Origin of the sequence: Bradyrhizobium sp. SZCCHNRI2009 (genome assembly GCF_032485115.1) — a bacterium.
In the GTDB taxonomy this organism is placed as follows: domain Bacteria; phylum Pseudomonadota; class Alphaproteobacteria; order Rhizobiales; family Xanthobacteraceae; genus Bradyrhizobium.
The window spans coordinates 413,725-435,786 of record NZ_JAUEUH010000002.1; the positions used below are offsets into that span (position 1 = coordinate 413,725).

Consider the following 22,062-nt stretch of genomic DNA (forward strand, 5'->3'; position numbering starts at 1 on the left):
GGGCTGGGGCGCTGCCCGATTGATCACCGCGAATCGGCATTGGACGAAGGGTCATCGAAAGCCGCAAATTGCCGCAGACGAGGTCAGCGCAATCCGGGCAGGTTTCACTTCTCGTCCGAAGAATTACGGCCGCTCTGGTCCTTATCTCTCCCCGCTCGGCGGCGCGCGCCGTTCGGTTGTCGCAGCCGGATTTGCCGCAATCGGAACGGGTTTTGCATTGACGATCCGGTGAACCCGTAATCGAGCGGCTCGGCCGGTCTTTTGTCGCACTCGGTTATAACTATATTTGACGAAGGTTGTTGTTGCCTGACCGGGCGGCGGCGATCATGATGGCAAGGGGCCACAGAGGACGCGCATGCCGACTTTTTCTCAAAGCCTTGAACAATCCCTGCATCGTGCGCTGGCGATCGCCAACGAGCGTCATCATCAATACGCGACACTGGAACACCTCCTTCTGTCCTTGATCGATGACTCCGATGCAGCGGCCGTGATGCGCGCATGCAGCGTCGACCTCGACAAGCTGCGCGGCAGTCTCGTGAACTACCTCGAAACCGAATTCGAAAATCTGGTCACGGACGGCAGCGACGACGCCAAGCCGACCGCAGGTTTCCAGCGCGTGATCCAGCGCGCCGTGATCCACGTTCAGTCGTCGGGCCGCGAAGAGGTCACCGGCGCCAACGTGCTGATCGCAATCTTCGCCGAGCGTGAGAGCCACGCCGCGTACTTCCTGCAGGAGCAGGACATGACGCGTTACGATGCCGTGAACTACATCAGCCACGGCATCGCCAAGCGCCCTGGTGTCTCCGAAGCGCGCCCCGTTCGCGGCGTCGACGAGGAGACCGAAGCCAAGGGCAACGAGGACTCCAAGAAAAAGGGCGAGGCGCTGGAAACCTATTGCGTCAATCTCAACAAGAAGGCGCGTGACGGCAAGATCGATCCGGTGATCGGCCGAAACTCCGAGATCAACCGCGCCATCCAGGTGCTGTGCCGGCGCCAGAAGAACAACCCGCTGTTCGTCGGCGAAGCCGGCGTCGGCAAGACGGCGATCGCCGAGGGCCTCGCCAAGCGCATCGTCGACAGCGAGGTTCCGGAGGTGCTGTCGGCCGCGACCGTGTTCTCGCTCGACATGGGCACCTTGCTCGCGGGCACGCGCTATCGCGGCGACTTCGAGGAGCGCCTGAAGCAGGTGCTCAAGGAACTCGAGGCGCATCCGAACGCGATCCTGTTCATCGACGAGATCCACACCGTGATCGGTGCCGGTGCGACGTCGGGCGGCGCGATGGATGCGTCCAACCTGCTCAAGCCGGCGCTGGCCTCGGGCTCGATCCGCTGCATGGGCTCGACGACCTACAAGGAGTATCGCCAGCACTTCGAGAAGGACCGCGCGCTGGTGCGCCGGTTCCAGAAGATCGACGTCAACGAGCCGTCGGTCGAGGATGCGATCGCGATCCTGAAGGGGCTGAAGCCGTACTTCGAGGACTATCACCGGCTGAAATACACCAACGAGGCCATCGAGGCCGCGGTGCAGTTGTCGTCGCGCTACATCCATGACCGCAAGCTGCCGGACAAGGCGATCGACGTGATCGACGAATCCGGTGCGGCGCAGATGCTGCTGGCCGAGAACAAGCGCAAGAAGACGATCGGCATCAAGGAGATCGAGACCACGATCGCCACGATGGCACGGATCCCGCCGAAGAGCGTGTCGAAGGACGATGCCGAGGTGCTCAAGCATCTCGAGCAGACCCTCAAGCGCGTGGTGTTCGGCCAGGACAAGGCGATCGATTCGCTGTCGGCCTCGATCAAGCTGGCCCGTGCCGGCCTGCGCGAGCCGGAGAAGCCGATCGGCTGCTATCTGTTCTCGGGTCCGACCGGCGTCGGCAAGACCGAGGTCGCCAAGCAGCTCGCCTCGACCCTGGGCGTCGAGCTGCTGCGCTTCGACATGTCGGAGTACATGGAGCGGCACACGGTGTCGCGCCTGATCGGCGCGCCTCCTGGCTATGTCGGCTTCGACCAGGGCGGCCTCCTGACCGATGGCGTCGACCAGCATCCGCACTGCGTGGTGCTGCTGGACGAGATCGAGAAGGCGCATCCGGACCTGTACAATGTGCTGTTGCAGATCATGGATCACGGCCGGCTCACCGACCACAACGGCAAGCAGGTCAACTTCCGCAACGTGATCCTGATCATGACCACGAATGCGGGCGCGGCCGACATGGCCAAGCAGGCGTTCGGCTTCCATCGCTCGAAGCGGGAAGGTGACGACCACGAGGCGATCAACAGGCAGTTCGCGCCGGAATTCCGCAATCGGCTCGACTCCATCGTCTCGTTCGCGCACCTCAACGTCGAGGTGATCGGAATGGTCGTCGAGAAGTTCGTGCTGCAGCTCGAGGCCCAGCTCGCCGACCGCGACGTCACGATCGAGCTGTCGGAACCGGCCAAGGCCTGGCTGATCCAGCACGGCTATGACGAGCAGATGGGCGCGCGGCCGATGGGCCGTGTGATCCAGGAGCACATCAAGAAGCCGCTGGCCGACGAGGTGCTGTTCGGCAAGCTGAAGGGCGGCGGTCACGTCCGTGTCGTCCTCGTCAAGGACGAATCCGGCGTCGAGGAGAAGATCGGCTTCGAGTTCGTCGAGGGCCCGGTCACGCCGAAGTCCGAAGTTCCGGCCGCGCGCAAGCGCAAGCCGAAGTCCGGCGGCGGCTCGAAGGGGCCGGCGCCGAAGGGACCGCTGGTCAAGGCGTAAGCCTGACGCGACGAGATGACTACGAAAGGCCGGCCATCGCGCCGGCCTTTTTCGTTTGACGCGGGGTTCTTTGATGCGACGTCCGGCTCAGGCCGGCTTGACGAAGAAATACACCGTCAGGCCGCAGCCGACGGCAATGATGAAGCGGCGCACGTGGGCTGGCGGGATGATCTGGCCGAGCCGCGCGCCGACGAAGCCGCCGGCCATGGCAGCGCCCATCATCGTCAGTGTCTCCAGCCAATGCACGCGGCCTGAGAACGCAAAGACGGCGGAGGCCGTCATATTCATGAGCGCAGCGAGCAGCACCTTCATGCCGTTCATGGCGCGAATGTCGCGCATGCCGTAGAACACCAGGGCCGCCAGCATCAGGATGCCGATGCCGCCGCCGAAGTAGCCGCCATAGATCGCGATCACGAACTGCACCGTCTGGATGGTCCGCGGCCCGAACCAGTGCGCGCCATCCTTCGGCGTAAAACGCATGCCGAATGCGAACACGATCGTGGCGAACAGCAACAGCCAGGGCACCAGCCGGCTGAAGGCGGCCGACGGTGTGACCAAGAGCAGCACGGCGCCGAGCGTGCCACCGAGCAGGCTGATGATCGACAGCCGCACGAGGTCGTGGCGCCAGGGCGCCTTTGCGTCGTTCAAGATCTCACGGGAGGCCCAAGCGCTGACGAACTGGCCGGGGCAGAGCGCGACGGTGCTGGAAGCGTTGGCGTCAATCGCGGGAATGCCGGCGGCAAGCAGCGTCGGGAAGGTCAGGAACGCGCCGCCGCCGGCCAGCGCATTGACGATGCCCGAGCCGAAGGCGGCGAGGGCGAGCAGGGCCAGCATCGTCCAGTCCGTCATCGCTGTCACGACTCGCCCTTCAGCCGCTGGCCGTCCTGGACGCGGACGCGCTCGGCGCCGCGCGCGCCGGCCGGCGACAGCCTGAGCATGCTCAGGAACGCGCCGACCAGCGCGAAACCGACCCCGGTCAAGAGCGACAGCCGCGTGCCGTCGGTCGCGTCGATCGCGAGAAACATCGCGACCAGGGCCGCGCCCGTGGTCTGGCCGAGCAGGCGCGCCGTGCCGAGCATGCCGCTGGCGCCGCCGGCGCGCTCGCGTGGCGCAGCGGCGATCATGGTGCGGTTGTTCGGCGTCTGGAACAGGCCGAAGCCGCAGCCGGCCAGCGCCATGCGCCAGACGACATCCCATGCCGACGGCTCGCGCGGCAGCAGGCCGAGCGCACCGAGCCCGCATGCGAAGATGACGAGACCGATGCCACCGAGCAGCCCGGCCGGCACGCGCTCGACCAGCCGCCCCGCAATCGGCGCCGTCAGGCCGACCGCAATCGGCCACGGCGTGATCAGCAGGCCCATCTGCACCGGCGAATAGCCGAAATGGCTTTCGAGATAGAAGGGGATCGCGACGAAGGCGAGCATCTGGCCGCAGAACGACGAGATCGAGGTCGCGATCGACAGCGCGAACACCGGAATGCGCAGCAGGTCGACCGGCAGCAGCGGCGAGGCCATGTGGGTCTGGCGCCAGACCAGCCACACGCCGGCCGTGACGGCGACGACGAACTCGATCGCGCAGGTCACCAGCGCCTCGCCATGGCCGAGGCTGTCCACGGCGGCGATCAGGAAGCCGAAGGCGACTGCGCTCAGCGCCGCGCTCTGCCAATCGAACATGTGCGGCGCGCGCGGCGTATGCGGCAGGAAGCGGAAGCCGAAGACGAAGGTGACGATGCCGAGCGGCACGTTGATCGCGAACAGCCACGGCCAGCTACCGACGGCGAGGATGCCGGCGGCGATGGTCGGACCGAGCGCGGCGGAGACCGCGACCACCATCGCATTGATGCCGATGCCGCGGCCGAGCAGAGCGTGCGGATAGGTGAAACGCACCAACGCCGAGTTGACGCTGAGGATGCCGGCGGCGCCAAAGCCCTGCAGGATGCGCGCGAGCGTCAGCAGCAGCAGGCTGTCGGCCAGCGCACAGAAGGCGGAGGCAGCCGTGAACAGCACGAGGCCGGCGAGATAGACCCGCCGATAGCCGATGATCTCGCCGAGCGAGGCCAGTGGCAGCAGCGAGATCGTCACCGCGAGCTGATAGCCGTTGACGATCCAGATCGAAAAAGCAGGACTCGCATGGAGGTCGCGGGCGATCGTCGGCAGCGCCACATTGGCGATGGCGCCGTCGATCACGGCCAGCACGATGCCCAGGGCGATCGTCACGATCGCCCAGGTACGCTGCGGCAGCGGCAGTCCGTCGGCGTGCAGACCCGTGGTCGTCGGCGTCATCATGCGGGCTCCGGTCGCAGCCGGGCCGCGGACAATGAACGGGAACGGGCAACCGGGCCGTACAAGTCCCGTTCCACGCCAGCGGAGCGCGCCGGCGCGTCACCGCCGTTTGGGGCGGACCTGGATCGCCTTGAGGTAATTGACCGCGGCCTCTGCCTCGGGCCGATCGAACTGGAAGCTCGGCATATCCTTGTGAATGGTCGACAGGCCGGCCTGCAGCCGCTGGGCGAAATCCTCGTCGTAGAGCTTGCTGTCACCGAAGGTCCTGAACGGGGGCGCGTCGGGGTGCCGGCTGGCGCCTGTGAGACCTACCGCATGGCATCGGCTGCAAAGGCTTTGCAAGAGCGCTTTTCCACGCTTCTGCTCGCTGTCCAGCGCATGGCTGGCGGTCGACGCGAACGCCAGCAGCAGGCAGGCGGACCCCATTCGTCGTCTCATGAACTCGTTCTCGCGTGTCTTGCGCCCGGCTACCAGCGGCCCTCGGCCTTGCTATAGGCATATAGGGCGATCAGCCCGATCGTCACCAGGGTCGAGCCGATCAGGACGATCCGGTCCCAGCGCAGCTGTGTCTCGTCGTCCCGCTGCAAGGTCAGCAGGGAGAACAGGGCCTTCATGGCAAAGCGGCGCATCGGATCGATCCCGGCAGCGGCCGCACATTCCGATGACGTGGGCCGGCCGCAGCTTAGCCTGCCCAATCGTTGCGCCGCCATGGCGAACATCTTGGGTCTGATGTCCGGCTTCCGGAGGGGCTCGGAAGCCGGATGCTGGAACTACCCAGCCTGTCCCATCACGACGTCTGCAACCGCCCGCGCGACTTTCGCGATCGTTGCGTTGCGATCCTCGGGAGACGCCTGTGAACCAGTCAGATAGGCCGTGACCAGAACCGGTTTGCGGCCCGGGGGCCAGAGAATGCCGATGTCGTTGGTCGTGCCGCGGTCCCCAGCGCCCGTCTTGTCGGCGACGCGCCAGTCACGCGGCACACCGGCGCGAAGCCGAGTGTCGCCGGTCTTGTTGGCGATCATCCAGTCCGTCAATCGCTGGCGCATATTCGTCGACAAGACCTCGCCAAGGAGCACGCGGCGCAGGTTCTGTAGCATGGCGGCCGGACTGGTCGTGTCGCGAGGGTCGTCGGCCAGCGCCTCGTTGAGCTCAATTTCCCAGCGGTCCAGGCGGCTGATCTCGTCGCCGATCGATCGGGCAAAACGCGTCAGACCCGCAGGACCGCCGATCTGCCGCAACAGGAGATTTCCCGCGGTGTTGTCGCTCTGGGTGAGCGCAGCTTCGCAGAGCTCGGCGAGTGTCATGCCGCGGCCGACGTGCTCCTTGGTCACCGGCGAATATGTTACGAGATCCTTCGCCTCGAACGGGACGCGCGTGTCGAGATGCAGTTCGCCGGCGTCGACGCGCTTCAGGACAGCCGCGGAAGCCAGACACTTGAACGTGCTGCACATCGGAAAGCGCTCGGCCGAGCGCAGGCCCGCCTCGAACCCGCTTTCGGAGTCGAGGACGGCGATGCCGAGCCGTCCGAGGCTCTCGCGCTCGATGCGGGCGAGTTCCCCTTCCAGATGCGCCCTTCGGTCGGCCGCCGCCTTCGCCGCAGGTGATGGCAGCCCGCTCGCCGCAGCCGCCATCCCGAGGATTCCAAAACCCAGACGCCGTCTCGTCAGCATGTTCATTCTCCAGTGACTGCGCGAACCTGCCGAACGAGGTGACGACTGACAAACGATCATTTATTCGTCGAGCCATGAGCAGAACTTGGTCATCATGCCCATCCGCAGCCATCTCCCTTTGAACGCCTTGCGGGCCTTCGAAGCATCCGCCCGGCATCTGAGCTTCACCAAGGCAGGCTTGGAGCTCAGGGTCACGCAGACCGCGATCAGTCACCAGGTGAAACAGCTCGAGCAGATGTTGGGCGCTCACCTGTTCCGGCGCCTGCCGCGTGGCCTCACGTTGACTGACGAAGCCCTGGCTCTGTTTCCCGTCCTCAACGATGCGTTCAGTCGCATCAGCGGCGCGATCGATCGCATCGAAGCGAAGGGAACCCGCGAGGTCGTGACCGTCGGCTGTGTCGGCACCTTTGCAACGGGATGGCTGTTGCAACGCCTCGACGGTTTTCGAGATGCGCACCCCCATATCGACCTGCGCCTCCTCACCAACAACAACCGCATCGATATCGCCGGAGACGGGCTCGACATCGCGCTTCGCTTCGGCGACGGATCCTGGCACGGCACTGAGGCCATCCATCTGATGTCTGCCCCGCTGTCGCCCGTCTGTCATCCCGATGTCGCGAGTCGTCTGCGCGCGCCGTCGGACCTCGCGGGCGAAAATCTCCTGCGGTCGTATCGCGCCGAGGAATGGCCATTATGGTTTGCAGTCGCGGGCGCTCCATGTCCGATGATCCAGGGGCCGATCTTCGACAGCTCCGTCGCGATGGCCGAAGCGGCCGCGCGCGGCGTCGGCGTTGGCCTGGTTCCGATCGCCATGTTCAACTGCGAGCTCGAGACGGGTCGGCTGGTCCGGCCGTTTGCGGCTGGGGTCGCCACCGGTTCTTATTGGCTGACCTGGTTGAAGTCGAAAGAACCGACGTCCGGCATGCTTGCCTTTCGTGACTGGCTGGTCGATGCCTTGCGCGCCGATCCGCCGCGCTGACGGCCGGGCGCCACCGCGCACAAGCCGAGGGCGCGAACAGCGCCACGAGGCGCGTGAGGCGGGCGCGTTGCCGCCAGCTCAGCGCTTTACGGCGCTGCGCCGCCACTCGCGTGGCGACAGGCCGAACTGCTCGCGGAACACGCGGCCGAAATGCGAGAGGTCATTGAAGCCCCAGCAAAACGCGATCTCGCTGATCTGACGATGCGCCAGCATCGGCGAGCCGAGATCGCGCCGGCACTGCTTGAGCCGCTCGGCCAGCACGAAGCGTTGGAACGACGTCTCCTCGTCCGAGAACAGATCATTGACGTAGCGCGTCGATAGCCCGAGCTCGCGTGCGATCTCCGGCAGTGAGAGGCCGGCGTCGGATAGTCGGGTGCGGATGTGCGCCTTGATCCGATAGAGCAGCGTTGCGCGATGGCTCGAGGCGGGCAGGGGTTGTGCGCGCAGCCGCTCGGCCAAGGTCATGGCGAGCAGGTCGGCGGCCTGGTTGGCCAGAGGTTCGGCATGCTCGGGGCCGATGTGCTCGACGCGTTCGCAAAGCCTCACGATGAACTCATGGGCGAGGGGCTGGAGCGGACTGTCGGGGCCGAAGCTGATCGCCGTCACGGTCTCCGTCGGGCCGATCCGGCGCTGCAGCATCTCGCGCGGGAGCTTGAACACGATCTGCTTGAACGCGGCGTCGAACTGCAGCTCATAGGGGCGGGTCGTGTCGTAGATCGCGAACTCGCCGGGCCGGATCACGGTGTCGCGGCCATCCTGGACGACGCCGCCGATTCCCTCACGTCCGAATGCGACGAGAACGAAGTCGGCATCCGCCCGGGAGATCCGCTGCGAGGTCCGGTGCACGCGCTGCCGGTCCGAGGCAACCTCGGAGCAGACAGCCCGTCCCAACGTGGTGTGGGTCACCGAGCCGCGAAACGCGCTGCCGAGATCGGACGTGCAATCGAGCCCGACATAGACGTCGCAGACGATGTCCTGCCACCGCGCCAGCCGGCGGTGGCCCGGGCTTCCGTCGGTGGTGAACAGGATCGGCATCGCTCCGTCTCCCCCTGCACCTGTGCCGGCTTGATCTGTGGCAATGCAGCAAATTCCGGGCCGGCTGGGATCTTCGTCTCGGCCGCAGTCGAATTTTCGTTCCCTGGCAGACGAGCGCGAAAGCCGGCTGGCGTCAATAGTCGGCCCGGTCGCGGCGCCACCGCCGCGCACGGCATCAGGGAGCAGCAGCGATGGGACTGGCACATCCGAAATACAAGGTGGCGGTGGTGCAGGCGGCACCGGCCTGGCTCGACCTCGACGCCTCGATCAAGAAGACCATCGCCCTGATCGAGGAGGCGGCCGACAAGGGCGCCAAGCTGATCGCGTTTCCGGAGGTCTTCATCCCCGGCTATCCCTGGCACATCTGGATGGACTCGCCGGCCTGGTGCATCGGTCGCGGCTTCGTGCAGCGCTATTTCGACAACTCGCTGGCCTATGACAGCCCGCAGGCCGAAGCGCTGCGGGCTGCCGTGCGCAAGGCCGGGCTGACGGCCGTACTGGGACTCTCCGAGCGCGACGGCGGCAGCCTCTACATCGCGCAATGGCTGATCGGCCCGGACGGCGAGACCATTGCCCGGCGCCGCAAGCTGCGGCCGACCCATGCCGAGCGCACCGTCTACGGTGAGGGCGACGGCAGCGACCTTGCTGTGCATGATCGTCCCGACATCGGCCGGATCGGTGCGCTGTGCTGCTGGGAGCATCTGCAGCCGCTGTCGAAATATGCGATGTACGCGCAGAACGAGCAGGTGCACGTCGCCGCGTGGCCGAGCTTCTCGCTGTACGATCCGTTCGCGCCGGCGCTCGGCGCCGAGGTCAACAACGCCGCCTCGCGCGTCTATGCGGTCGAGGGCTCGTGCTTCGTGCTGGCGCCGTGCGCCACCGTCTCGCAGGCGATGATCGACGAACTGTGTGACCGGCCCGACAAGCACGCGCTGCTGCATGTCGGCGGCGGCCACGCCGCGATCTTTGGTCCGGATGGCTCTTCGCTCGCCGAGAAGCTGCCGCCGGAGCAGGAAGGCCTGCTGATCGCCGAGATCGATTTGGGCATGATCGGCATCGCCAAGAATGCCGCCGATCCGGCGGGACACTATTCGCGCCCCGACGTCACCCGGCTGCTGCTCAACAAGAAGCCGCTCAACCGGGTCGAGCAGTTCGCGTTGCCGGTCGACACGGTCACTCCCGGCGAGGCGCCATCGGCGGCTGGCTGACAGGCTTGGCGGGCGCTAGGTCCCGGCCTCCGGTTGTGCCGGCGGCGGGGCCGACCGCCGCGGCGGCCGCTGCGGACGGCCTGCCGGCGCCGCCATGCGCGGCTGCAAGGTGACGATCACCGGGTTCGGCTTGTGGTCGGTCGCCGCGCCCGTCGCTGCGTCCACACCCATGCCGATCAGGCCGCCCGCCAGGATGTTGCCGGCGAAGCCGGCCGCGCCGGTCGCCGGGATGTCCTTGGTCAACGGGATGATCTGGGTCTCGTAGCCCGGTTTTTCGATGGTGACGGAGATGTCGGCATTGCGTTTGGCGACGAACGAGCAGGGCGTCGTGCAGGTCATCGGCGCTTCGAGACCGGCGATCGTGGCTTCGGCCCCGGACGGCGTCGACGCGACACTGATCGTCTCGGTTGTACCCCGCGTTACGGACGCGCAGCCTCCCAGCGCGGCGCACAGCGCCACCAACGCTACAACTCTCATTTGGTACTGCCCCCTTCAAACGCGGGGGAACTCAAGCGCAACTGGAGCGGGACGGCAAGCGCAATCAGCATTATCCGAAGAAATTCCCGGGCGAGTTTCGCGCGAGTGTGGCTTTCACACCTGCTTTCCACGAACCTGCCGCGCGATCGCCTTCTGCGCATCGAACTCGGCGCGCCGCCGTGCCAGCTCGTCCGGCGCGAGCATGGCGGGATTGCTGTAGTCGCGCTTCCAGCCGTGATCGTCGCTCCACTGCAAAGGCGATTGCACGGTCGTGCGTGCGGCTGGTGAACTCTCGAGGACACGCAAAGCCAACTCGAGCGTGAAGGCCTGTGAGGCCGCGTCGTGCGGCTTGCCGGCGGAATTGCCCAGCGGAAAATCCGAGAACAGGAAGCGCGGCGCGGCGGCGTGCTCGACGATGTCCTTGGCGCAGCCCATGACGACGGTCGCGACGCCGTTCGCTTCGAGATGCCGTGCCACCAGGCTCACGGTCTGGTGGCACACCGGACAGTTCGGCACCAGCACGACGGCATCGATCTCGTCGGCGCGGCAGCGCGCGAGAATCTCCGGCGCATCGGTCTCGATCGTGACGCGGTGGCTGCGATTGGTCGGCGCGCCGAAGAAGCGCGGTCCGACCGCGCCGATGCAGCCTTCACCTGCCAGCCTTAGGAGCTGTGGCAGCGGAAACCAGGTGCCGGAATCCTCGGCCGAGGTGTGCGCGCGATCATAGGCGATGTGGGAAATGCGCAGGTCGTGCTGCGCCGACGTGTCGCCGTCATAGACGGAGTAGAACTTGGCGCCGCCATTATAGGGCGCGCCGGGGCCTTGATCGCCTTTGGCGGGATCGAAAGGCGCGGCCGTGGTGACAACGGTGACGCGCGACTGCGCGAGCGGCTTGCGCAAGGGATGGAACGGCGCCGACGTGTAGTGAGCCCAGCGATAGGGCGTGTCATAGCCGATCGCGAGATAGTAGTCGCGCGTGCGCGCCATGTAGGACAATGGCGCATCGCTTTCGGGCGCGAAGCCGAGTCTGTCGTCGGTCGGTGCGGTCATCCGTCGCGCTCCCTGCGGCACTCGGGGATTGCTAGCCGGCTCGTTCGCTGTGTCAAGGCGCCGCGCGGTGGAACCCCGCATGGTCTTCGGCTTTGTCTGTCGGCAGAATTCAACCATTGCACCGCGCTCACGATGCTTTCCATGGTTTCGGTTGCTCGCATTGCCTGTCTCGGCCTTGCCTTGATGCTGACCATGCCCTTGTCCGGCGTGGCGGCGGAGCAGGCCTCCGACCGTGACGCTGCCGTGCCGGCTGATCCGAAGGACGGCGCCCGGCAGGATTCGCCGCAGGAGGCTGCCAAGCCGGCAGACGCTGCGGCAGAGGGCTCGGAGAACAAGTCCGAGGAGGCCAAGGAGAGCGGTACGCGCGAGGCGATCTGCCTGATGATCGAATCCGCAGCCAAGGCGAATGATCTGCCGCTCGAATTCTTCGCTCGCGTGATCTGGCAGGAGAGCCGCTTCCAGAGCGATGCAGTCGGGCCGGTCACGCGCAACGGCCAGCGCGCGCAGGGAATCGCGCAGTTCATGCCGGGCACGGCGAACGAGCGCCAGTTGCTCGATCCGTTCGATCCGGTTCAGGCGCTGCCGAAGTCGGCGCAGTTCCTGGCCGAGCTGCGCGACCAGTTCGGCAATCTCGGGCTCGCGGCGGCGGCCTACAATGCGGGGCCGCGCCGGGTGCAGGACTGGCTCGCCGGCAAGGGGCAGATGCCCTGGGAGACCCGCAACTACGTCTCCGCCATCACGGGAGCCACGATCGATGAGTGGGCGGCCGCCGGTAACGGCGGCAAGACGCCGCCGAGTCCGCCACCGACCTCGTGTCGTCAGCTGATGGCGATGTTGAAGCGCGCGCCGAATCCGTTCGTCACGGAGCTCGAGCAGCATGTGGCGCTGTCGGCCGCGAAACCGTGGGGCGTCCAACTGGCTGCAGGCTTCGACCGCAACAAGGCGCTCGCGATGTATTCGCGGGCGATCAAGGGGCTTGGCCCGGTCATTGGCGACCGCGACCCGAGCCTGCTGTCGTCGGTGATGCGCTCGCGCGGCAACCGCGCCTTCTACCAGGTGCGGATCGGCGCCGAGACACGGGCCGAGGCCGACGCGCTCTGCAGTCGGATCCGCGAGGCCGGCGGTGCCTGCTTCGTGCTGCGCAATCGCTCCGGATAGAGCTGCCGCAGCGCGGCGTGTGGGGGATGGCTGCGCCGGACGCAGACCCGCGCGCGCCTGATGGCGGTTGACGCGAGCGGCTTTCGCCAGCCTTATCGCGGTTCGTTCCGCTGGGCCGCCCGTGACACTTCCTCCGCTCGATTCGCCGCAATGGCATGGTTCACTGCGCGCCTTCGGCTGGGGGCTGCGCGCGACGTCAGCGACCATCCTGTCACTGGTGCTGTTCGTCACCTTCATCGGCATCGGCGCGCTCGCCCACGATACCCGTTTCAGCATGCTCTGGGCGATCCTGAGCACGGTGCTGGTATGGGCCGGTCCAGCGCAGATCATCCTGGTCTCCACGCTCGGCTCCGGCCAGACCATTCTGCAATCGGCGATCGCGGTCACGATGAGCGCGATCCGGCTGTTTCCGATGGTGGTGGCGGTGCTGCCCCTGATCCGCTCGCCGCAGACCAAGCGGCGGCACCTGGTGCTGATCGCCCATTTCACCGCCGTGACCCTGTGGGTCGAATGCTATCGCTTCCTGCCGCATGTGCCGCGCGATCGCCGCATCGCCTTCGTGCATGGGCTCGGCAGCGGCCTGATGGGGATTGCGCTGATCGCGACCATCATCGGGTATCTTCTCGCCGCCAATCTGTCGCAGACCTTCGGCGCCGCGGTGCTCTTGCTGACGCCGCTGGCCTTCCTGTTCTCGACCCTGCGCAACGCCAGGGAGCTTGCCGACGTGCTCGCGCTCGGTCTCGGCCTCGTGCTGTATCCTCTGGCCGCCCAGCTCGACAGCGGCGTCGACATCCTGGTCAGCGGCGTCGTCGCCGGAACGCTCGCGTTCGGCGCGCACAAATGGCGCGAGCGGCGGGGGCTGGCATGAGCGACTTCATCGGCGATTGGCATGCGCTCGTGGTGCTGCTGGTGGCGGGCGTGATCCCCAACCAGATCTGGCGCCTGCTCGGACTTTGGTTCGGCAGCGGGCTCGACGAGGGCTCGGACCTGCTGATGTGGGTCAAGGCGGTCGCGACCGCCATCTTGGCGGGGGTCATCGCCCAGATCCTGGTGCAGCCGCCGGGCGCGCTCGCCAGCGTGCCCTGGGGCCTGCGCTATGGTGCCGTCGTCGCCGGCCTTGCGGCCTTCATGGCGAGCCGCCGCTCGATCTTTGCCGGTGTCGTCTGCGGCGAAGCCGCGATGCTGGCCGGCAAATGGTGGCTCGGCTGAGTTGCGCGATCTTGCGCGACCGCAATTGCGGTGAGCCGAGGTTCGGATAGATTGCCGGGAGGATCCAAGGACTCCGCAATGACCACTGATTCCGATCTCCGTCCGGGAGAAGTCGCCGTCGACGCGCCACAGCCGCGCGACGCCACGTTGTATTTCATCGGCCGCATCCGCACGCCCTGGACCTCGCGGCTCGAGACGCCGCGGCAGGGCAGCTTCGAGGGGCCGGTGTGCCGGCTCGAGATCTTCGCGCCCTGGGTGCCGGCGCTGCAGGGCATCGACGCCTTCAGCCATCTCCAGGTGCTGTACTGGCTCAACCGGGCGCGCCGGGATCTCGTCAAGCAGAGCCCGCGCCATCATGACGGCGAGACCCGGGGCACCTTCGCGCTGCGCTCGCCGGTGCGTCCCAATCCGATCGGCGTGTCGACGGTCCGCTTCGTCGCGTTGGAAGGCAACACCGTGCTGGTGCGCGGTCTCGACTGCCTCGACGAGACGCCGCTGATCGACCTGAAGCCGGATCATTGCGCGTTCACGCCGGCGGCGAAGGGTGAGGATGACAAATAGGACCGACGGATCCGGATGTCGAAGGTGAACAAGCGGCCGCAGAAAACGGTGACGGCTCAGGATGCGATCACGGCGGACCTCGTCGCCGTGCTGGTGGCGGTGACCGACGGGCACCCGAAGATCATGACGATCGAGCATGCTGCGGCGCTGCCGAGCGGACCGTTTCAGTTCGCGCACCGCTCACTGCAGATGGGGCTGCGCGCCTGGGTCGAGGCGCAGACCGGCCATCCGCTCGGCTATGTCGAGCAGCTCTACACCTTCGCCGACCGCGGTCGCGGCGGCGATCCCGACGCGCCGCACCGCATCTCCATCAGCTATCTCGGCCTGACCCGCGAGGAAGAGGGGCGTGAGGGCGCGGATGCGCAATGGTCGTCGTGGTACGACTACTTCCCGTGGGAGGATCATCGCGACGGACCGCCGACGATCCTGGCCAAGATCATCGCGCCGAAGCTGAAGGCCTGGGCGCGAGCCGCCGACGAGCCGGCGCTGCAAAAGACGAGGTGGCAGCGCGCCGCCATCACCTTCGGTCTCGATGGCCGCGAGTGGAACGAGGAACTGACGCTGCAGCGCTATGAGTTGCTGTATGAGGCGGCGCTGATCCCCGAGAGCGTGCGCGAGAAGGGGGCCAGCCAGCCGATGCTGCCCGGGCGCGCCATGATCGGTGATCACCGTCGGATTCTCGCCACCGGCATTGCCCGCCTGCGCGCCAAGATCAAATACCGGCCGGTCGTGTTCGAGTTGATGCCGGAAGAATTTACACTGCTGCAATTGCAGCGCAGCGTCGAGGCTCTCGCCGGCCGGCTCGTGCACAAGCAGAACTTCCGCCGCCTCATCGAGCAGCAGGAACTGGTTGAAGAGACAGGCGCAATTGCTGCCGACACGATTGGCCGGCCGGCCAAGCTGTTCCGCTTCCGGCAGGGCGTGCTGGCCGAGCGGGCGGTGGTCGGAACCAAGTTGCCGCTCTCGCGATCTTGATCTCCCGCTCTTGACACAGCTTATGCTCAGGATAAGTATAAGCCATCTTATGCTCATGGAGAGTATAAATGGTCGATCTTGTCCTGCCCGCCGTCGCGCCGAATGCATCGCTTGCTGAGCGTCTGAGCCGGGTGATCCCGCCGCCGGAATGGGCTGTCTTCGAGGACGATGTCGAAGCCATTCTGGCGCTGAAGCGCCGGCGCAATGCCGTGGTGCTGGCGCACAACTATCAGACGCCCGAAATCTATCACGGCGTCGCCGACATCGTCGGCGACAGCCTGCTGCTGGCGCGCGAAGCGACCAAGGTCGATGCCGAGGTGATCGTGCTCGCCGGCGTCCACTTCATGGCCGAGACCGCCAAGCTGCTCAATCCCGACAAGACGGTGTTGATTCCCGACGTAGAGGCGGGCTGCTCATTGGCGGAGTCGATCACCGCCGACGACGTGCGGCTGATGCGCGCGCGCCACCCGGGCGTGCCCGTGGTCGCCTATGTCAACACGTCGGTGGCGGTGAAGGCCGAGTCCGACGTCTGCTGCTCCTCCGGCAACGCGCGCGCGGTGGTCGAGTCGCTCGGTGTCGATCACGTCATCATGCTGCCGGATGAATATCTCGCGCGGAACGTCGCCACGCAGACGAAGGTGAGGATCACGGCCTGGAAAGGGCATTGCGAGGTACATGAGCGCTTCAGCGCCGAGGACGTCCGCACGCTGCGCGACAACCATCCTGGTGTCACCGTGCTCGCCCATCCGGAATGTCCTCCAGAGGTCGTGGCGGAGGCGGACTTCGCCGGCTCCACCGCGGCGATGTCGGACTTCGTCGGAGCAAGAAGGCCGGCCCGGGTGGTGCTGCTGACAGAATGTTCGATGAGCGACAATGTCGCCGTGCTCCATCCCGACATCGAGTTCATCCGCCCCTGCAATCTGTGCCCGCACATGAAGCGGATCACCCTGAAGAACATCCGCCACGCGCTCGAGACCAACACGCACGAGGTCACGATCGATCCCGCGATGGCCGAGCGCGCGCGGCGCGCAGTGGAAAGGATGCTGGCATCATGAGCATCGATGTTTCGAAGTTGATCGGCCGTCCCGTGATCATCGGCGGCGGTGCCGCAGGTCTGATGACGGCGCTGCAGCTTGCGCCCGAGCCGGTCGTGCTGTTGTCGAAGTCGCCGCTCGGCGCGGAGGCGTCGAGCATGTGGGCGCAGGGTGGACTGGCTGCGGCGGTTGGCGATGACGATGATCCGGGGCTGCATCTGAAGGACACGCTCGCCGCCGGAGCCGGATTGTGCGGCGAGGCCGCCGCGCGCCGCATCATCGATGCGGCGCCGGCCGCGGTCGAGCGCCTCGCCCAGCTTGGCGTTGCGTTCGACCGAGGTGCGGATGGACGTTGGCGTCTGGGCCTGGAGGCCGCACACAGCCGCAACCGGATCGTGCATGCGACGGGCGACGGCACGGGACGCGAGATCATGCGCGCGCTGATCGCGGCTGTCAGGCGTTGTGCTTCGGTGACCTTGCTCGAAGGCGTCGAGGCGCGCCGGCTGATCGTCAATGACAACGCGATCCAGGGCGTGGCTGCGGCGCGCGGCGATGAGGCTCTGATCCTCGCCACGACGCGCGTCGTGATCGCAACCGGCGGCATCGGCGGCCTGTTCCTCGACAGCACCAATCCGGCCGGCTGTTTCGGCCAGGGCCTCGCGCTGGCGGCGCGGGCCGGGGCCGTGCTGTCCGATCTCGAATTCGTGCAGTTTCACCCCACCGCGTTCGACGGACCGTCGCGGCCGCTGCCGCTGCTCACCGAGGCGATCCGCGGCGACGGCGCCGTCCTGATCGACGACACCGGCACGCGCTTCATGGCCGACGAGCCCGGCGCTGAGCTGGCGCCGCGCGACGTAGTGGCGCGGGCGGTATGGCGCCGCCGTGCGCAAGGCCGCCGCGTGTTCCTCGATGCGCGCAACAAGCCGGGCAAGGATTTCGCCGCGCGCTATCCCGTGATCAGCGCGTTCTGCCGCATGGCGGGCATCGACCCCGCGCGCGATCCGATCCCGGTGCGGCCGGCCGTGCACTATCATATGGGCGGCATCGCTGTTGACACGATGGGACGCAGCACGGTCGAGGGCTTGTGGGCCTGTGGCGAGGCCAGCCGCACCGGCCTGCACGGCGCCAACAGGCTCGCCAGCAACTCGCTGATGGAAGCGATCGTCTGCGCGCAATGGGTGGCCGAAAGCGTGGCCGGCGCGCCGCAGCGTGCAGGCAAGCCGTGCGCGGTGGCTGCCATTCCGCCGGCGTCCGATCCGTCGGCCGCACGGCCGCTGCTGTCGCATGCGCTCGGCGTGATGCGCGAGCATCGCACGATCGCGGCTGCCGTCAGCGGCCTGCTTCCGCTGGCAGAGCAGGCCGGGCCCATGGCTGACCCGGCGCTGGTCGGCTTGATGCTCGCGGTCGCGGCCCATGCGCGGGAGGAGAGCCGCGGCGCGCATTTCCGCAGCGATCGTCCGGGCACGCTGCCCGTCGCGCAGCCATCCAGCCTCACTCTGCCCGAGGCGATCGCGGTTGCCCGCGACATTGTCGAGGCGGAGCAGACGCCGTCCAGGAGCGCAGTGCCATGACTCTCAATCCTCTCTCGCCTTTGCTCTACGAGCCGCTGGTGCGCATGGCTCTGCTCGAGGATCTCGGCCGCGCCGGCGACATCACCACCGATGCCATCGTCCCCGCCGAGCAGCGCGCATCGCTGAAGCTGCGGGCGCGCCAGCACGGGGTGATCGCGGGCCTCGATGTGGCGCGCTGCGCCTTCCAGACCGTCTCGCCGGACGTGCGCATGGAGATCGTGCGACCGGACGGCAGCGTCGTGACGCCGGGAGACGCGATCGCGACCATCAGCGGCCCGGCACGGGCGCTCCTGACCGGCGAGCGCGTCGCGCTCAACTTCCTCTGCCGCTTGAGCGGGGTCGCCAGCGCGACGGCGTCCCTGGTATCGGCGGTGAAGGGGACGAAGGCGCAGATCGTCTGCACCCGCAAGACCACGCCGGGCCTGCGCGCGCTGGAGAAATATGCGGTGCGCGCGGGAGGCGGCGGCAATCACCGGTTCGGGCTCGATGACGCCGTCCTGATCAAGGACAACCACATCGCCATTGCCGGCGGCATCAAGGCTGCCATCACGCGCGCAAAGGCCCATGCCGGCCATCTCGTCAAGATCGAGGTCGAGGTCGACACTCTGGCTCAGCTCGAGCAGGCGCTGACGCTGGGCGTCGATGCGGTGCTGCTCGACAACATGACGCCGGCGGAGCTCGAAACCGCGGTCGGCATGATCAGCGGCAAGGCCATCTCCGAAGCCTCGGGCCGGATCACCGTGGAGACCGCGCCCGCGATCGCCGCGGCCGGCGTCGACCTGATCTCGGTCGGCTGGATCACGCATTCGTCGGCCGCGCTCGACATCGGGCTCGACGAGGCCTGATCAGCCCTTCAGCGCCGCAATCAGCTTGGCGGCGTTCTCCTCCAGCACCTTCGGATCTTCCTTGCGGCTCGCCGGCGGCAGCAGGAAATCGCCGTTGCGGCGAGGCATGATGTGGACGTGCAGGTGGAACACCATCTGGCCGCCGGCATGCTCGTTGAACTGCTGCACCGTGATGCCGTCGGCGGCGAACGCGGTCTTGGCGGCACGGGCGATGGTGCGCACGGCACGGCCGACGTGGAGATAGTCCTCCTCGGTGATGTCGAGGATGTTGCGTGCGGCGGCCTTCGGGATCACCAGGGTGTGGCCGGGCACGCGCGGCATGATGTCGAGGAACGCCAGCACGTGGTCGTTCTCATAGACCTTGGTGCAGGGGAATTCGCCGCGCAGGATCTTCGCGAACGGATTGTTGGGATCGTAGGCGGTCATGGGCAGTCCCTTAAGCGGTTCCTCTTGGTGCGCCTTACTCTCACCGGCACGTGTCGCCGGTCAAGACGGCTCGTCCATGCCTTTCCGGAACGGGGCGGATTCGGCGAGTTCGCGGCCGGCTTCCTCGACATAGGCGCGCTCGCGCTTGAGATAGTCGTCAATGGCCCGGCGCAGGCCGCGGTCGGCGATGTAGTGCGCGGAGTAGGTGGTCTGCGGCAGGTAGCCGCGCGCGATCTTGTGCTCGCCCTGAGCGCCAGCTTCGACGACTTGGAGCTTGTGCTGGATCGCAAAGTCGATCGCCTGGTAGTAGCAGACCTCGAAATGCAGGAACGGGTGGTGCTCGATGGCGCCCCAGTTGCGCCCGAACAGTGTGTCCGAGCCGATGAAGTTGATCGCGCCGGCGATCCAGCGGCCCTCGCGCTTGGCCATGACCAGCAGCACGTCGTCGGCCATGCTCTCGCCGATCAGCGAGAAGAACTTGCGGTTGAGATACGGCCGGCCCCACTTGCGTGAGCCGGTCTCCATGTAGAATTCGAAGAATGCGTCCCAGGCGTCCTCGGTGATGTCCTTGCCGGTCAGCCAATGGATGGTGATGCCGGCGGCCAATGCGTCGCGCCGCTCGCGCTTGATCGCCTTGCGGTGGCGCGAATTCATCGTCGCCAGGAAATCGTCGAAGGTGGAAAAACCCTGATTGTGCCAGTGGAACTGCTGATCGGTGCGCTGCAGGAAGCCCTGCGCGGCGAGCCGCTCCCATTCGGCCTGCCGGGCGAAGGTGACGTGGACCGAGGACGCCTCGCTGATCCCGCACAGCGCCTTCAGTCCCTGGGCGAGGGCATTGCCGATCATGTCCCGGTCCTGGTCGGCGCGGATCAGCAGCCGCGGCCCTGTGGCCGGTGTGAACGGCACCGAGACCTGCAGCTTCGGATAGTAGCGCCCGCCGGCCCGCTCATAGGCATCGGCCCAGCCGCGGTCGAAGACATATTCGCCCTGGGAGTGGGACTTGAGGTAGCACGGCACGACGCCGAGGACCTCGTCACCCATCTTCGCCACCAGATGGCGCGGCGCCCAGCCGGTGCGCAGGGTGGCCGAGCCGGAGGCTTCGAGCGCCGAGAAAAACGCGTGTGAGATGAACGGATTGTAGGCGCGGCCGCAGGCGGAAGATGAGCCGGGACTGACGCGGCCCTCGGGATTGGCACAGGCGTCCCATGCTGCGGCCGGGACCTCGTTGATCCCGGGAACGGCTTCGAGCGTGATCTCAGGCGATGCCATCGAATCCTTGTCAAACGGGCCGGCACGGCACGCCCCGGCCGGGACGCCCCAGATGCCACGCCCTGAAGATCGTGCATCGCAGCAGCGAGTTCAAGGCCGGCGTCACGTCCCCGGCGTAAACCCCTCGAAGATCATCTGATCCGCATAGCGGGCTGCGGCGGCACGCTGCTCGGGGGTGCGGACGGTCCAAGTCAGCAGCGGGCAGCCGAACACGTTGCGCGCGATCCAGGGGGCAGGCGCAGGCAGCTGCTCGATCCAATAGGCGACGAAATGCGGCTGGCTGCTGAAGCCATGCTTGAGATGCAGCATGCTGTCGCGCTGCGCCTGGGTCAGCTTGGCCCAGTAGCCGTCCTCGTAGCTGCGCTGCGCGACGATGCCGCGCGTCAGCGTCGGCATGGTCTCGCGCAAGGCGCGGACCTGGTCCGGATCGAACGACATCCCGACCACCGGGCCGGAGTAGGACGCCAGCACCTCGGCCATGCGCCGGACCAGCCGGCGATCGCCCTGGAACGTGCTCTTGACCTCGATGACCAGCGGCACGCGCCCGGCGATCAGGTTGCAGAGGTCACCGAGCGTCATCATCTGCTCGTCGGTCTGCTTGAACTTGATCGCTTTCAGCTCTGCCGCGGTCTTCTCGATCAGCGGGCCGGTGCCCTCGGTGAGGCGGCCGAGATCATAGTCGTGATGCACCATGGCCTCGCCATCGGCCGACAGCTGGATGTCGCATTCGATGGCGAAGTTGCCGGCCACGGCGCCGCGTGCGGCGGCCGGCATGTTCTCGATGATGCCGCGATCAGCATCGTGCAGGCCGCGATGGGCGACGGGGCGGGCCGTCAGCCAGTCAGGTGCGCGCATTCGCCCCGTCCGTTTTGCTGGCGCATGATCTCGTCGGAAAACCGCCGCGCACTATTCCGGATCATGCGCTCTCTCTCACTCAACCTCGAACACACCTTCGACTTCCACCGCCGCGTCCGACGGCAGCGCCGACACGCCGACGGTGGTGCGGGCGTGCCGGCCCTTGTCGCCGAACGCTGCGACCATCAGGTCGGAGGCGCCGTTGAGCACCTTGGGCCCGTCGAGGAAGTCGGGCGCCGAATTGACGAAGCCGCCGAGCCGGACCACGCGCACGACCTTGTCGAGATCGCCGACCGCCGCCTTGACCTGGGCGAGCAGGTTGATCCCGCAGCCCTTCGCGGCCGCATAGCCGTCCTCGATCGACACGCCGCCGCCGAGCTTGCCGGAGGCGATCATCTTGCCGTCGGCGCCGAGGCAGACCTGGCCCGACACGAACAGCAGGTTGCCGGTGCGCACGAACGGGACGTAATTGGCCACCGGCGCCTTTGGTGCCGGCAGTGTGATGCCCTGTGCCGCCAGATTCTGTTCAACCGTACCCGCCATCTCGAATCCCCGTTCTGTCGCCTGAAAGCCGGTCCCGTGCCGGACCGCGGCCCTGTTTGGCGCAGTTGCCAGTGACATGCAAGCAGCCAGCACCGACGCGATTCCGGCGCTTTAAGCGCACGTTTCCGTGAGACAGCCGCAGTTGCGACGCAATGCAGCGATCTCTAATGTG

Annotated in this window: 23 protein-coding genes; 11 read left to right on the plus strand and 12 right to left on the minus strand. The window is 66.9% G+C overall.

Annotated features, from left to right (window positions below):
* Positions 1-355: 355 nt before the first annotated feature.
* On the plus strand, positions 356-2,743 hold the full coding sequence (gene clpA, locus QX041_RS09430; RefSeq protein ID WP_315718374.1) for an ATP-dependent Clp protease ATP-binding subunit ClpA: 2,388 nt from the start codon (positions 356-358) through the stop codon (positions 2,741-2,743).
* An 87-nt stretch (positions 2,744-2,830) separates the two neighbouring features.
* On the opposite strand, the gene QX041_RS09435 is transcribed toward clpA, so the two are convergent.
* The 5 genes from QX041_RS09435 to bla all read right to left on the minus strand — a co-directional run bounded on the left by QX041_RS09435 (position 2,831) and on the right by bla (position 6,695).
* Positions 2,831-3,592 carry a sulfite exporter TauE/SafE family protein gene (locus tag QX041_RS09435; RefSeq protein WP_316165439.1) on the minus strand — a complete coding sequence of 254 codons (762 nt, stop codon included), beginning with the start codon at positions 3,590-3,592 and terminating at the stop codon, positions 2,831-2,833.
* Positions 3,593-3,597: 5 nt separating this feature from the next.
* Positions 3,598-5,025 (minus strand): MFS transporter, encoded by a 1,428-nt coding sequence (locus tag QX041_RS09440; protein ID WP_315753020.1) that lies wholly within the window; start codon positions 5,023-5,025, stop codon positions 3,598-3,600.
* 99 nt (positions 5,026-5,124) lie between these two features.
* Entirely contained in the window at positions 5,125-5,451 is a 327-nt protein-coding gene (locus QX041_RS09445; protein WP_315718375.1) for a cytochrome c, read from the minus strand.
* A 41-nt stretch (positions 5,452-5,492) separates the two neighbouring features.
* Positions 5,493-5,654 carry a hypothetical protein gene (locus QX041_RS09450; RefSeq protein WP_315718376.1) on the minus strand — a complete coding sequence of 54 codons (162 nt, stop codon included), beginning with the start codon at positions 5,652-5,654 and terminating at the stop codon, positions 5,493-5,495.
* Positions 5,655-5,795: 141 nt separating this feature from the next.
* The gene (gene bla, locus QX041_RS09455; protein WP_316165107.1) at positions 5,796-6,695 is read right to left on the minus strand and encodes a class A beta-lactamase; all 900 of its coding nucleotides are present in this window, start codon (positions 6,693-6,695) and stop codon (positions 5,796-5,798) included.
* 94 nt (positions 6,696-6,789) lie between these two features.
* Here bla and QX041_RS09460 point away from each other — a divergent pair, with 94 nt between their 5' ends.
* Positions 6,790-7,674 carry a LysR family transcriptional regulator gene (locus QX041_RS09460; protein WP_316165440.1) on the plus strand — a complete coding sequence of 295 codons (885 nt, stop codon included), beginning with the start codon at positions 6,790-6,792 and terminating at the stop codon, positions 7,672-7,674.
* A gap of 78 nt (positions 7,675-7,752) precedes the next feature.
* On the opposite strand, the gene QX041_RS09465 is transcribed toward QX041_RS09460, so the two are convergent.
* Positions 7,753-8,709 carry a helix-turn-helix domain-containing protein gene (locus QX041_RS09465; RefSeq protein ID WP_315718378.1) on the minus strand — a complete coding sequence of 319 codons (957 nt, stop codon included), beginning with the start codon at positions 8,707-8,709 and terminating at the stop codon, positions 7,753-7,755.
* A gap of 191 nt (positions 8,710-8,900) precedes the next feature.
* On the opposite strand from QX041_RS09465, the gene QX041_RS09470 reads away from it, so the two are divergent.
* Positions 8,901-9,917, plus strand: coding sequence for a carbon-nitrogen hydrolase family protein (locus QX041_RS09470; protein ID WP_315718379.1), 1,017 nt, complete (start codon positions 8,901-8,903; stop codon positions 9,915-9,917).
* A gap of 15 nt (positions 9,918-9,932) precedes the next feature.
* On the opposite strand, the gene QX041_RS09475 is transcribed toward QX041_RS09470, so the two are convergent.
* Positions 9,933-10,394: a PEGA domain-containing protein gene (locus tag QX041_RS09475; protein ID WP_315718380.1), complete on the minus strand. Its 462-nt coding sequence runs from the start codon at positions 10,392-10,394 to the stop codon at positions 9,933-9,935.
* Positions 10,395-10,508: 114 nt separating this feature from the next.
* A complete protein-coding gene (locus QX041_RS09480; RefSeq protein WP_315718381.1) occupies positions 10,509-11,444 on the minus strand; it encodes a glycine reductase in 936 nt (311 codons plus the stop codon).
* 192 nt (positions 11,445-11,636) lie between these two features.
* Here QX041_RS09480 and QX041_RS09485 point away from each other — a divergent pair, with 192 nt between their 5' ends.
* The 8 genes from QX041_RS09485 (at position 11,637) to nadC (ending at position 18,797) form a co-directional block, all read left to right on the plus strand.
* On the plus strand, positions 11,637-12,602 hold the full coding sequence (locus QX041_RS09485; protein WP_409977993.1) for a transglycosylase SLT domain-containing protein: 966 nt from the start codon (positions 11,637-11,639) through the stop codon (positions 12,600-12,602).
* Between the two features lie 121 nt (positions 12,603-12,723).
* Positions 12,724-13,470, plus strand: a complete 747-nt coding sequence (locus QX041_RS09490) for an AzlC family ABC transporter permease (RefSeq protein WP_316165108.1) — start codon at positions 12,724-12,726, stop codon at positions 13,468-13,470.
* On the plus strand, positions 13,467-13,811 hold the full coding sequence (locus QX041_RS09495) for an AzlD domain-containing protein (RefSeq protein WP_315718383.1): 345 nt from the start codon (positions 13,467-13,469) through the stop codon (positions 13,809-13,811). Before QX041_RS09490 ends, QX041_RS09495 begins: the two co-directional genes overlap by 4 nt.
* 78 nt (positions 13,812-13,889) lie before the next feature.
* The gene (tsaA, locus tag QX041_RS09500) at positions 13,890-14,372 is read left to right on the plus strand and encodes a tRNA (N6-threonylcarbamoyladenosine(37)-N6)-methyltransferase TrmO (RefSeq protein ID WP_315752989.1); all 483 of its coding nucleotides are present in this window, start codon (positions 13,890-13,892) and stop codon (positions 14,370-14,372) included.
* 15 nt (positions 14,373-14,387) lie between these two features.
* On the plus strand, positions 14,388-15,347 hold the full coding sequence (locus QX041_RS09505) for an NrtR DNA-binding winged helix domain-containing protein (protein WP_316165109.1): 960 nt from the start codon (positions 14,388-14,390) through the stop codon (positions 15,345-15,347).
* A 68-nt stretch (positions 15,348-15,415) separates the two neighbouring features.
* Positions 15,416-16,402 carry a quinolinate synthase NadA gene (gene nadA / locus QX041_RS09510; RefSeq protein WP_316165111.1) on the plus strand — a complete coding sequence of 329 codons (987 nt, stop codon included), beginning with the start codon at positions 15,416-15,418 and terminating at the stop codon, positions 16,400-16,402.
* Positions 16,399-17,952, plus strand: coding sequence for an L-aspartate oxidase (locus QX041_RS09515; protein ID WP_316165112.1), 1,554 nt, complete (start codon positions 16,399-16,401; stop codon positions 17,950-17,952). Before nadA ends, QX041_RS09515 begins: the two co-directional genes overlap by 4 nt.
* The gene (gene nadC, locus QX041_RS09520) at positions 17,949-18,797 is read left to right on the plus strand and encodes a carboxylating nicotinate-nucleotide diphosphorylase (protein WP_315718388.1); all 849 of its coding nucleotides are present in this window, start codon (positions 17,949-17,951) and stop codon (positions 18,795-18,797) included. Before QX041_RS09515 ends, nadC begins: the two co-directional genes overlap by 4 nt.
* On the opposite strand, the gene QX041_RS09525 is transcribed toward nadC, so the two are convergent.
* The 4 genes from QX041_RS09525 to QX041_RS09540 form a co-directional block, all read right to left on the minus strand.
* Entirely contained in the window at positions 18,798-19,223 is a 426-nt protein-coding gene (locus QX041_RS09525) for an HIT family protein (RefSeq protein WP_316165113.1), read from the minus strand.
* A 60-nt stretch (positions 19,224-19,283) separates the two neighbouring features.
* Entirely contained in the window at positions 19,284-20,492 is a 1,209-nt protein-coding gene (locus QX041_RS09530) for a GNAT family N-acetyltransferase (protein ID WP_316165115.1), read from the minus strand.
* 102 nt (positions 20,493-20,594) lie between these two features.
* Positions 20,595-21,347, minus strand: coding sequence for a glycerophosphodiester phosphodiesterase (locus tag QX041_RS09535; protein WP_316165117.1), 753 nt, complete (start codon positions 21,345-21,347; stop codon positions 20,595-20,597).
* Between the two features lie 75 nt (positions 21,348-21,422).
* On the minus strand, positions 21,423-21,890 hold the full coding sequence (locus tag QX041_RS09540) for a RidA family protein (RefSeq protein WP_315752981.1): 468 nt from the start codon (positions 21,888-21,890) through the stop codon (positions 21,423-21,425).
* Positions 21,891-22,062 lie beyond the last annotated feature (172 nt).